The organism is Oscillospiraceae bacterium, from assembly GCA_035380125.1.
In the GTDB taxonomy this organism is placed as follows: Bacteria; Bacillota; Clostridia; order Oscillospirales; family JAKOTC01; genus DAOPZJ01.
This window is the reverse complement of sequence record DAOSWV010000008.1, coordinates 65,604-77,612: the sequence shown is the minus strand read 5'-3', so window position 1 is coordinate 77,612 and position 12,009 is coordinate 65,604. Positions and strand designations below refer to the sequence as shown.

The window sequence follows — 12,009 nt, the reverse complement described above, 5'->3', positions numbered from 1 at the left end:
CGCCCCTACGGTGTTGATTGCAAAATAAGCGGGCTTATGCTATAATTCTGTCATATTTCACCTTTTTGAAAGGATTTATCTTATGCCGATCTGCATTCCGCTCGATCTGCCGGCGCGGGAGATACTCGAAAACGAGAATATTTTCGTTATGGACCGCAAACGCGCTTCGTCGCAGGACATTCGTCCGCTGCGGGCCGCGATTGTCAACCTGATGCCGACAAAAATCGCCACCGAGACCCAACTGCTGCGGCTGCTGGGCAACTCACCTTTGCAGATTGAGGTTGATTTATTGCAGACGGCCAGCTATACGCCGAAAAACACGCCTTCCGATCATTTGGAGCGGTTTTATACCACATTCGATGCGGTCAAAGATAATTTTTACGATATGTTGATCATCACCGGCGCGCCGGTCGAAACGCTGCCGTTTGAGGAAGTCGCCTATTGGAAAGAATTCTGCGATATCGTCAAATGGGGCAAGAAGCATGTCTATTCGACGCTGTACATCTGCTGGGCGGCACAGGCGGGTCTTCATCTGCTGCACGGGCTTAATAAAAGATTACTTAATCAAAAGCGGTTTGGCGTGTTTGAAAGCATTCCGCTGAAATCGAATCACCCGTTGCTGCGCGGCTTTAACGATACCTTTTATATCCCGCATTCGCACCACACCGAGGTGGCGGTCGAGGATATTCTGACCGAGAAAAAAGTGGAGTTGCTGGCGGCTTCGAAGGCCGCCGGAGCCGACATCGCCGCGACCTCCGGCTGCCGCAACGTGTTTGTGTTCGGGCATCTCGAATACGACACCGACACGCTGAAAAACGAATATGTACGCGACCTCACAGCGGGGAAGCCGATTGAGATTCCGGTCAATTATTTTACCGACGACGATCCCGACAAAGCACCGATCAACCGTTGGCGCGGCCATGCGAATCTGTTTTTCGCCAACTGGATCAATACGGTCTATCAGGAGACACCGTACGATCTGAGCAGGGGATTTTGAGAATGTAGGGGCGGATATTATCCGCCCGTTGAAATGTATAAAAATATATCTATTCATTATTTTTAATGTATGCGGGCGGATAATATCCGCCCCTACAAACAATAAAACCTCTTGACAGCGGGAAATCCGCGTGTTAAAATGCAGGTACATACGGTGACGAAGAACGGCTGCGCCGAATTCTTTTTCAGAGAGCCGGCGGTCGGTGCGAGACGGCAAAGAAAGCAGCAGCGGATCCCTTCCGAGTACAAATCCGATTTCTTTTTAAGGATAGGCGTTTGCGTGGCGGCCGCGTTAGGGCCGGAGGCTTGTTTGAGCCGATAAGAGGCGCATTTTGCGCAATATGGGTGGTACCGCGGGTGTTATCTCGTCCCAATTCAGGGGCGGGATTTTTTGTTTTTTACTTTTTGCTGATTATGAAAGGAGCGTCAACATGGAAACCAAATTGACCGAGATCGCCGAACGAATTCAAGCGCTGCGCGATATCTGCGGATTCAGTGTCGCCGAGATGGCCGAGGCGACCAACCTGACCGCAGAACAATATGCGGAATATGAGAGCGGCACGAAGGATTTTTCATTCACGTTTTTGTACCTCTGCGCCGAGAAATTCGGGGTGGATATGGTCGAACTGCTGACCGGCGAAAATCCGCATCTGACGGGATATACCGTTGTGCGCGGAGGCAGGGGCCTGCCGATCAAACGTCGTGAGGGGTTTGAATATAATCACCTTGCGGCCAATTTCCGCGCCAAACAGGCCGAACCGTTTCTGGTCAGAGCGCCGTATTTTGAGGCGGCGCAGACACAGCCGATTCCGATGTCCACGCACGAGGGGCAGGAGTTTGACTATGTGCTCTCGGGTACGATGAAATTTGCGCACGACGGGCATTTTGAAGTTTTAAACGCGGGTGACTCGGTGTATTACGACTCCGGTACGCCGCACGGAATGATCGCAATCGGCGGCGATTGCATGTTCCTTGCGGTTGTGCTGAAAGGCAAGGTATAAACAATATGAGAAATATCAATTTAAAATATGTTGAGGAAAAATACGATGAAAACGGGATTCTGAGTGAATATAAACTCAAGATTCCGGAAAATTTCAACTTTGCCTACGATGTGGTCGACGATATCGCCGCAAATGAACCCGACCGCCGTGCGATGCTCTGGGTCGGCAAGAACAGGGAAGAGCGTACTTTCACCTTCGGCGATATGAAGCTGTGGTCGGACAAGACCGCGAACCACCTGCGTTCGCTGGGCATCAAAAAAGGTGATCCGGTCATGGTAGTGTTGAAAAGGCATTACCAGTTCTGGTTCTGTGCGCTGGCACTGCACAAACTCGGCGCGGTGCTGATTCCTGCCACCTATATGATGACCGCACACGATGTGAAATACCGGATCGACAGTGCAAGCGTCAAAGCCGTGATCTGCACCCCCGATGGGGACGTCGGAGCGGCGGTTGAACAGGTCGAAACCGAATGTCCGACCTTGAAGCTGAAGATGATGGTCAACGGCGCGCGAGCGGGTTGGCTGGACTTTGACGGGGGTGTTGCAGCGGCAGATGAAAAATTCGAACGGGTTGTGACCAATGTCCATGAACCGATGCTTTTATATTTTTCGTCGGGGACGTCGGGTTATCCCAAGATGGTGCTGCACGATTATGCCTACGCACTGGGACATCTGCTGACGGCCAAACATTGGCACTGTGTCGTACCCGATGGACTGCATCTGTCGATTGCCGATACCGGCTGGGGCAAGGCGGTCTGGGGCAAGCTGTACGGACAATGGCTGATGGAAGCCGGAATCTTCGTCTACGACCTTGAAAAATTTGTGCCCGCCGACATCCTTTCGATGATTGGGAAATATCAGATTACCACGCTGTGTTGTCCGCCGACAATGTTTCGGATGTTTATTAACGACGGACTGGAAAAGTACGACTTATCCTCACTTCAATATACGACGATCGCCGGCGAAGCGCTCAATCCCGACGTCTTCAACAAGTGGTATGCGGCCACCGGATTAAAGCTGATGGAGGGATTCGGCCAGACCGAGACAACGCTGGCCATATGCAACACCAAGGGCATGACGCCGAAGCCCGGTTCGATGGGCAAGCCGTCGCCGCAGTATCAAATTGATCTGATCGATCCCGACGGCAACAGCTGCCCTAACGGTACGACCGGTGAGATTGTGATCAGATACGAACCCCATCCGCCGGGCCTGATGTGCGAATATTACCGCAATGAAGCCAAGACCACAGAGGCCATGCACGATGGCTGGTATCACACCGGCGACACCGCCTGGCGCGACGAGGACGGTTATTTCTGGTATGTCGGGCGCAACGACGACATCATCAAATCGTCGGGCTACCGTATCGGTCCGTTTGAGGTCGAGAGCGTTCTGGTGACCCATCCGGCAGTGTTGGAGTGTGCCATCACCGCAGTTCCCGATCCCGTGCGCGGGCAATTGGTCAAGGCCACAATCGTACTGCGGTCCGGTTTTGCGCCGAGTGACACACTGGTCAAGGAGCTGCAGGACTATGTCAAGCACGAGACCGCGCCGTATAAGTATCCGCGTGTGGTCGAGTTTGTCGAAAAGCTGCCCAAGACTATCAACGGGAAGATTCGAAGAGTTGAAATTCGAGAAAAGGGCTAAAGAATTGTAGGGTGGGATGACCACATCCCGCCGTGCGGGCGTACAGCCCGCAAAAATGCTTTAGTTTATGTAATTAAATGATGATACTTATTCAAAGATAGAACAAAAAAACGAGAGTTCTTTAAGGCATATAATACGCGGTGGGGTGTGGTCACCCCGCCCTACTTTTTATAGAGGTTTTCTTGTTAGATTGGTAAACATGTGTTATAATAAATCAAATTAAGGCGGGGAGGCGGACGTTTGGCGGTTTGTGCGGTGATCGGCGGCGGTGCCGGAGGCATGATGGCAGCCGGACAGCTCGGTGCGGCAGGGATTGAAACGCTGCTGTTCGAGCCGAATACCCGTCTCGGTGCGAAGCTGCGTATCACCGGAAAAGGCCGCTGCAACCTGACCAATGCCTGCGATGTGCGTCAATTCATCGACAAGGTTGTCACCAACAAAAAGTTTTTATTCGGTGCGGCAAACCGGTTTTCCCCGAATGACTGCATCGCTTTTTTCGAAAACAATCTCGGGGTTAAATTGAAAATCGAACGCGGCGGCCGGGTCTTTCCCGAAGACGACAATGCTCACACCGTGGCAAATGCCCTTGAAAAATATGCGCTGGCACACGCAAAGTACATTCAATCAAGGGTAACGGCAATTGAAGCGCGCAAAGACGGCTTTTTAATTAAAACGGAAAACGGTGATTATAACGCCGACAACATTTTGATTGCGACCGGCGGGATGAGCTATCCGAAAACCGGCTCGACGGGCGACGGATACGGTTTTGCAAGAACGCTCGGGCATATTGTAACACCGCTGCGGGCCTCATTGGTGCCGCTTGTCTGCGCGGAGGATTTATGCCGCGATTTACAGGGGTTATCATTGAAAAACACCGGACTGAAGTTGTTCATCGAGGGCGTAAAAAAGCCGGTCTATGAAGAACAAGGCGAATTATTATTCACCCATTTCGGCGTCAGCGGACCGTTGATTTTGTCGGCGAGCGCGCATTTGGGCGACGAGACGGTAATCAGAGCGGGCGGCGCACAGGCGCTGATGGACGCGGGAAAGATTAAAATTTCGCTCGACTTAAAACCGGCGCTCGACGAAGAGCGGTTAGATGCACGAATTTTACGGGATTTTGCCGAAGAACCGAACCGGGATTTTAAAAATTCGTTATCCGCATTATTACCGTCAAAAATGATTATGCCGATCGTTAAGCTCTCCGGCATTCCGGGCGACACCAAAATCAACGCAGTGACCGCCGAACAGCGTAAAAAGCTGGTGCGGCTGCTGAAAGATCTGCGGCTGACCGTGACCGGGACAAGGCCGATCGATGAGGCGGTTGTGACCTCGGGCGGCGTGGACGTGCGCGAAGTCGACCCGGTGACGATGGAATCCAAAATCGTGAAAAATCTCTTTTTTGCGGGTGAAGTGCTCGATTTGGACGCCTATACGGGTGGATATAATCTGCAGATCGCATTCAGCACGGCGGTTGCAGCCGCACGGGCGATCATCAATCAAAATTCGGGGGAAGTGAAATAAATGCCGATATCTATCGCAATTGACGGGCCTTCAGGCGCGGGGAAAAGCACGCTGGCACGCCGTCTGGCCGAAGAACTGGAATATATCTATATTGATACCGGCGCTTTATACCGCACGGTCGGCCTGCATGCGGTGCGGGTGACCGGCGGATATGACAACCCGAAAGCGGTGGTCGATTCGCTCAAGAGCATTGATATCAAGATGAAGCTCGATGACGGCAAACAGGTGATTCTGCTCGACGGAGACCCGGTCGGCGATAACATCCGGACGCCGCTGATTTCGATGGCGGCCTCTGCGGTTTCGGCGATTCCGGCGGTACGCGATTTTTTGATGGAATTTCAGCGCGGCGTGGCGGCAAAAAACAGTGTCGTGATGGACGGGCGCGACATCGGCACCGTGGTTCTGCCGAATGCGAAAATTAAAATATTTTTAACCGCTGCCCCCGAGATACGGGCAAAGCGGCGTTATCATGAGCTGCTTGAAAAAGGCAAACAGGTGACCTATAAGGAAGTTCTGGCTGATTTGAAAAAGCGCGACGCTGACGACAGCAGCAGGGCGGTAGCACCTTTGAAACCCGCACCGGACAGCGTCACCGCAGATACGACGAATTTGGATTTACAACAGTCTTTTGAATTGCTGATGCGCATTGTCAACCGAAAACTGGCTGAGGAAAAACGGCTGAAAAAACACGCAGTGAAAAAGGCGGATAGAGAGCTGTATTCCATCACTTGGCAGGCCAAAGTACAGAAAAATCTGCGCGGATTTGCGTTTTGGCTGTTTCGGGTCAAGGTAGTGGGTGTTGAGAATATTCCCAAAGAGGGACAGGTTGTGATCTGCCTGAACCACCTGAGTTATCTTGATCCCGTACTTACGGCTTTCGCCAGTCCCCGTCCGATCAATTATATCGCCAAATCGTCGCTGTTCACGAAGCCATTGCTCGGATTTTTAATTCGAAAACTCGGCGCATTGCCGATTGATAGGGACAAGCCCGAAGTCGGTGTCTTCCGCACAATCGGGAATCTGCTAGAAAAAGGACGCGCCATCGGGATTTTCCCGGAAGGTACCCGCAGCAAAAAGACCTATGAGATGCAGCAGGGCAAAGCCGGCGTGGGGATGATCGTACTCAGAGCCGGTGCACCGGTGGTACCGATATTGCTCGAATACCCCAAGCGTGCGGGCATGTTTAGATCCACATTAATCACAATCGGAAAATCGATACCAGCCCAACAGCTTGACGTCGGAACCGGAAAGCAGCGTTTTCAGGCTTGCGCCGACGCAATTATGGAATCCATCGCCGCGTTGAAGGAATCGAAATAGATGATAGAACAGGAGCCCTATGGAGATCATCGTCTGTAAAAATGCCGGAACCTGCTACGGGATTAACCGAGCTGTGAATATGCTCGAGGATCTGTTGGCAAAGGGTAAAAAGGTCTGCACACTGGGGCCGCTGCTGCATAACAAGCGGTTCATGCAGGAGCTTGTGGGCAAGGGTGTGCGGGTGGTCAATGACCCGTCTGAGACGCTGCCCGGCGAGTGCCTTCTGATTCGCAGCCACGGCGTTTCGGAGGCGACGGTAGAGCGGATAAAGGCGCTGGGACTGGAGTTTTACGATGCCACCTGCCCGAGCGTGGCGCGTATTCACAAGCTGGTTGCGGAAATTCCCAAAGACGATGTTTTGCTGGTAGCCGGTGATGCGAGCCATCCGGAAGTCATCGGAATTTTGGGTCATGCGGTTTGCGAAGCCCACACATTTGGAACAAGTTGGGAACTGGAAGAGCTGATTAAAACACGCTCGAATTTTGTCGAAAAAACGGTTTGGTGCGCCGCACAAACTACTTTTTCGGTATCGGAATGGAAAAAATGTGAGGAAATTCTCAAAAAGCACTATACAAACTTGAAAATTTTTGATACAATATGTAATACGACTCGTCTTCGGCAGACCGAAGCGAAAGAAGTTGCTTCGGTTTGTGATTTGATGTTCGTGATCGGCGACCGCGAGAGCTCTAACACCACAAAGCTCTTTGAAGTCTGCAGTGCGATCACGAAGACCATGCGTGTCGAAAACCCCGACGAGATCTCGCGGGTACCGGATTGCCGCCGCATCGGCATCACCGCAGGGGCGTCTACTCCGGTCAAAAACATTATGGAGGTTGTTCACAAGATGGACGAAAACAAAGAAATTCTTCAAGGCCAAGAAGAGGTCGAGAAGACCAAAACGGAAGCCAAAGCTGAGGTCGAGGAGACAAAAACGGAAGCCAAAGCTGAGGAATTTGACTTCGAGGCCGAACTGGAAGAGTCGTTTAAACGGCTTTCCAAATCGGATACCATCAAGGGTATTGTGACGGGTGTCTATCCGGGCGAGGTCGCCGTGGATATCGGCCGCAAACATGCCGGCTATATTCCGCTCGACGAACTTACCAACGATCCCAACGCCAAGACCTCCGATCTCGTCAAGGTAGGGGACGAACTTACATTGATGGTGCTGAAGACCAACGACGTCGACGGCACGGTCATGATGTCCAAAAAGCGCGTCGATGCCAATGAGAATTGGAACAAGATTCTCGAGGCAAAGGAAAACGGCACCGTGCTCGAAGGCTTGGTGGTTGAGAATGTCGGCGGCGGCGTGATCGCTACATATGAGGGCGTTCGCATCTTCATCCCCGCATCCCACACCGGAATTCCCAGAGAAGGAAATCTTGACGACCTGCTGCGTCAGACCGTCAAGTTTATCATCATCGATATCGACGAACGCGGCAGAAGAAAACGTGCCGTCGGTTCGATTCGCAAGGCCTCTTCCAGCAACCGCAAGGAACTGACCGAGAAGTTTTGGGAGACCGCTAAGGTCGGCGATGTCATCGTCGGCAAGGTGCGTTCCATCGCCCAGTTCGGCGTGTTCGTGAACCTGAACGGCCCGGATGGCCTTGTGCACCGCACAGAGCTCAGCTGGAACCGCTTCAAGAATCTCGAGGACGTCGTGACGGTCGGGCAGGAACTCAAAGTCATGATCAAGGAACTCGACCCGGAGAAAAAACGGATCTCATTGACCGCGAAATTCCCGGAGGACGATCCTTTCAACAAGTTCCTGACACAGTTCAAAGTCGGCGACGTGGCCAAAGTCACGATCACGAGTTTGGTAACCTACGGCGCATTCGCCATGGTCATCCCGGGTGTTGAGGGTCTGATTCACATATCCAACATCGCCAACCGTGTCATCGCCAAACCGGCCGATGTGCTCAAGAAGGGCGAAGAGGTTGACGCCAAGATTATCGACATCAACCCCGAGTCCAAAAAAGTCAGTTTGTCGATTCGCGCACTGATCACGGAGGAGACAGACGCAAACGCCACAGAAGTCGTCGCGTCTACGGCAGAGGAACCTGTTGAAACTCCGACAGAAGCCCCTGTTGAGGAAGCACCGGTTGAGACTGCACCCGTTGAGGAAGCGCCGAAGCCCAAACGCACCACCAAGAAAAAGGCCGAAGAGACTCCGGAAACGGCCGAATAAACAAATAAAAACAGACGGGCGGGCTTCGGCCTGCCCGTTTTCCGTAACATCAGCCGCACCTTTTGCATATAATGATGCGGGGGCGGTGTATGATGGCAAAAAGACGCAGAGGGCGGAGGCGCGGCACGGTCGTGCGGACGATCATTCTCTGGCTGTTGATTTTGGGCTGTTTGGGAGCCATAATAAAGACGGGTGACAACCGTCTGCGCGCCATTGTCAGTCAGCTTGCACAGACCCGGGCCAAGGAATACAGCACCCTTGCGATCAATACCTGCGTAACCGACGTTTTGGCCGAGGACGGCACTGATTATTCGAATTTGATCTATATTCAGACCAATGAAAACGGTTTAAGTGTTGTCCGAACCAATATGACAGCGATCAATACATTAAAAGCCGGACTGACCACCGCAATCCAAAAACGCCTTTCGGAATACGACGACGGTAAGCTCTATATTGCGCTGGGCACATTGGTCGGGAGCGACGTATTTACCGGCAGGGGTCCGAAAATTGAGGTTCAGCTGGTGCCGGTGGGCTATGTGACCACTGCGATTACCAACGAATTCACGAGTGCCGGCATCAATCAGACGCTGCACAGGATTATGATGTCGGTCACGGGTACGGTTACGGTCGTCATGGCGGGTTATTCGGCCACATCTCAGGTGACGGCAGAGTTCTGCATTGCCGAGACCATCATCGTCGGCGCTGTGCCGCAGGCTTATACACATGTTACCGGGTCGGGGACTACAGATAGCAACATCAATGATTTTATGGCAAATCCGGATGGGAGCAGTGGAGTTGGTGGAACTGGATTTCAATAAGGCAAAACAAAGAGCCGAATTTTTAAGAAGACAAATTGAAAAGGCCAACGAGGAGTACTACAATCAGGACAACCCCTCGTTGGAGGATTTTGAATACGATGCTATGACCCGGGAACTGCGGGAGATCGCAGTGAAATTCCCGGAATTGGCCTTTGAACTGGAGCCGATTGCAAAGGTCGGCGGAAAGGCGTCTGCGCTGTTTTCGCCGGTGGAGCATCTTGTGCCGATGGAGAGCTTGCAGGATGTGTTTTCGTTTGAGGAATTAAAGGATTTTAAAGATCGGGTGAAAACCGTTTTTCCGAATGCCGAGTTCGCCGTCGAGGCGAAGATTGACGGGCTTTCGGTGTCGCTGGAATATGAAAACGGTGTTTTTGTGCGCGGCTCGACCCGTGGCGACGGCAGAGTCGGAGAAGATGTGACCGCGAATCTGATGATGATTGAGTCGGTGCCGAAAAAGTTGAAAAACGGGCCGGAGTTTTTAGAGGTGCGCGGCGAGGTCTATATGCCGAAAAGCGTGTTTGCCAAGTTGGTTGAGGCACAGAACGAGAACGGCGAAGCTCCGTTCAAGAATCCGCGTAACGCCGCCGCCGGTTCGCTGCGGCAAAAAGACAGCGAGATCACCAAGTCTCGGCATTTGGCGGTAATCGTTTTTAACATCCAGCAGATTCGCGGGAAAGAAATTTTAAAGCACAGCGAATCGTTGGATTATCTGGACAAGCTCGGTTTTCCGGCTTCGAAATATATCGTCACTTCCGATTTTGACAAGATGATTGAGCGAGTGGAGGAGATCAACAAGACCCGCCACGATTTGCAGTTCGACATCGACGGCGCGGTGATTAAACTCGATAATTTAGCCGACCGCACAAGATTGGGCAGTACGTCAAAGTTTCCGCGCTGGGCGGTGGCGTATAAATACCCGCCGGAGATTAAAAAGACAAGATTGCTTGAAATCTCGATTGAGGTCGGACGCACGGGCGTGCTGACCCCGACAGCGGTGTTTGAGCCGGTGACGCTGGCCGGAACCACGGTCAGCCGCGCGGTGCTGCATAATCAGGACATGATTGACGAAAAGGGCGTCGCTGTCGGTGATATCATCGAGGTACGCAAAGCGGGTGACATCATTCCCGAGGTGGTCAGCGTGGCGCAAAAGAGCGGAAACGAGACCTATCGGATTCCGTCGGAGTGCCCGTCGTGCGGCAGCAAGGTCATCAAAGATGAGGATGGCCCCGCAATTCGCTGTCCCAACCCCGATTGCCCCGCCAAACGCTTCCGCGAGATGATCCACTTCACCGAGAAGTCGGCCATGGATATCGACGGACTTGGTCCTGCGGTGCTGAAAGCGCTGCTCGACAAAGGGCTTGTGAAAGATATCGCGGATTTATACACCCTTCAAAAAGAGGATATTGCCGCGCTCGATAAAAAGGGTGAAAAGTCGGCGCAGAATCTGCTTAACGCGCTCGAAAAGAGCAAGAAAAACGATCTGTGGCGATTGATCTCGGGACTCGGCATCCGGCATGTCGGCGAGACGGCGGCGCAGGATCTGGCGCTGCATTTCGGCACACTGGACGCGCTGCAAAACGCCGGGGTTGAGGAAATTGCGCATGTCGAAGGCGTCGGCGGGATTACCGCAGAGAGCATCAATTCGTATTTTTTAAATGATATAAACCTCGCTTTAGTCGAGAAACTGAAAGCGGCTGGACTCAATATGACCTGCCTGACCGAGAAAAAGAGCGGCGGGCCGCTGGAGGGTAAAATTTTTGTGCTGACCGGCACGCTGTCGATTCCGCGTTCCGAGGCCGAACAAATGATTAAAGATGCGGGGGGGAAGACCAGTTCATCGGTGTCAAAAAACACCGATTTTGTGCTTGCGGGCGAAGACGCAGGGAGCAAACTGACCAAAGCGCAGGCACTCGGTGTAAAAGTGATTTCCGAGGCGGAGTTTTTTGAGATGGTGAAGTAAAATGATTTATAAATAACCACCCCGACACTTCGCAAGGCCACAAGAAGAATGTCGCGTAAGAGACATTCTTCAAAGGGATTCACATAGGTGAATCCCTTTCCTCCCCAGAGGGGAATTATAACGGCTATTATCCCCTATTGAGAGTATGGAGAAATATATGAAATTCGAAGAGATGAGTAATTTATTAGGAGTATATTTTCCGAACCTGAAGCAAGTAATTGATGCCGCTTCGGAAGAGGATAAAGAGTATTATAAAATAGGATCATATATACTTTACGGGGAGGTTTTTAACCCATATATCAGGCAGTTACTGCTCGAGGAAGAAAATCCGGAAGAAATAGAGCATGTATTTGATTTCTTAGAAAAGATGGCAATATGCGAAGACCAAGATGTAAGAAACCTATTGCAAGTGGAAATTCTTGAATTCTTATGGGGGAAAGAGACCCATGAAAAAGCTTTTAAGTACATGCATTCCTATACAAAGCAAATATACAACAAAATTGAAGTTTACTTTAATATTCCCACAAAAGAAAAACCACACAAAAGTAACAGCCTTCCGAATTGA

General features: G+C 51.7%; 9 protein-coding genes and 1 pseudogene. All 10 read left to right on the top strand.

What is annotated here, in order from left to right; translation table 11 throughout:
* Positions 1-82 precede the first annotated feature (82 nt).
* Positions 83-997 (top strand): homoserine O-succinyltransferase, encoded by a 915-nt coding sequence (metA, locus tag PK629_04380; protein HOP10712.1) that lies wholly within the window; start codon positions 83-85, stop codon positions 995-997.
* A gap of 430 nt (positions 998-1,427) precedes the next feature.
* Positions 1,428-1,997 (top strand): cupin domain-containing protein, encoded by a 570-nt coding sequence (locus PK629_04375; protein ID HOP10711.1) that lies wholly within the window; start codon positions 1,428-1,430, stop codon positions 1,995-1,997.
* Positions 1,998-2,002: 5 nt separating this feature from the next.
* Complete coding sequence (locus tag PK629_04370; protein ID HOP10710.1) at positions 2,003-3,640, top strand: AMP-binding protein; 1,638 nt, start codon at positions 2,003-2,005, stop codon at positions 3,638-3,640.
* A 240-nt stretch (positions 3,641-3,880) separates the two neighbouring features.
* Positions 3,881-5,164: an NAD(P)/FAD-dependent oxidoreductase gene (locus tag PK629_04365; GenBank protein HOP10709.1), complete on the top strand. Its 1,284-nt coding sequence runs from the start codon at positions 3,881-3,883 to the stop codon at positions 5,162-5,164.
* Positions 5,165-5,836, top strand: a pseudogene (gene cmk / locus PK629_04360) ((d)CMP kinase). It abuts the gene before it with no gap.
* A 21-nt stretch (positions 5,837-5,857) separates the two neighbouring features.
* Positions 5,858-6,481 carry a lysophospholipid acyltransferase family protein gene (locus tag PK629_04355; protein ID HOP10708.1) on the top strand — a complete coding sequence of 208 codons (624 nt, stop codon included), beginning with the start codon at positions 5,858-5,860 and terminating at the stop codon, positions 6,479-6,481.
* A 19-nt stretch (positions 6,482-6,500) separates the two neighbouring features.
* On the top strand, positions 6,501-8,666 hold the full coding sequence (locus PK629_04350; protein ID HOP10707.1) for a bifunctional 4-hydroxy-3-methylbut-2-enyl diphosphate reductase/30S ribosomal protein S1: 2,166 nt from the start codon (positions 6,501-6,503) through the stop codon (positions 8,664-8,666).
* A gap of 89 nt (positions 8,667-8,755) precedes the next feature.
* Positions 8,756-9,484 (top strand): sporulation protein YunB, encoded by a 729-nt coding sequence (yunB, locus tag PK629_04345; protein HOP10706.1) that lies wholly within the window; start codon positions 8,756-8,758, stop codon positions 9,482-9,484.
* Positions 9,426-11,444, top strand: a complete 2,019-nt coding sequence (gene ligA / locus PK629_04340; GenBank protein ID HOP10705.1) for an NAD-dependent DNA ligase LigA — start codon at positions 9,426-9,428, stop codon at positions 11,442-11,444. Before yunB ends, ligA begins: the two co-directional genes overlap by 59 nt.
* A gap of 157 nt (positions 11,445-11,601) precedes the next feature.
* Positions 11,602-12,009 (top strand): hypothetical protein, encoded by a 408-nt coding sequence (locus PK629_04335; GenBank protein ID HOP10704.1) that lies wholly within the window; start codon positions 11,602-11,604, stop codon positions 12,007-12,009.

Coding starts and splice junctions, on each gene's coding strand:
- PK629_04370 (HOP10710.1), top strand. CDS start 2,003: ATGAGAAATATCAATTTAAAATATGTTGAGGAAAAATACGATGAAAAC.
- metA (HOP10712.1), top strand. CDS start 83: ATGCCGATCTGCATTCCGCTCGATCTGCCGGCGCGGGAGATACTCGAA.
- PK629_04350 (HOP10707.1), top strand. CDS start 6,501: ATGGAGATCATCGTCTGTAAAAATGCCGGAACCTGCTACGGGATTAAC.
- PK629_04335 (HOP10704.1), top strand. CDS start 11,602: ATGAAATTCGAAGAGATGAGTAATTTATTAGGAGTATATTTTCCGAAC.
- ligA (HOP10705.1), top strand. CDS start 9,426: ATGATTTTATGGCAAATCCGGATGGGAGCAGTGGAGTTGGTGGAACTG.
- yunB (HOP10706.1), top strand. CDS start 8,756: ATGATGGCAAAAAGACGCAGAGGGCGGAGGCGCGGCACGGTCGTGCGG.
- PK629_04375 (HOP10711.1), top strand. CDS start 1,428: ATGGAAACCAAATTGACCGAGATCGCCGAACGAATTCAAGCGCTGCGC.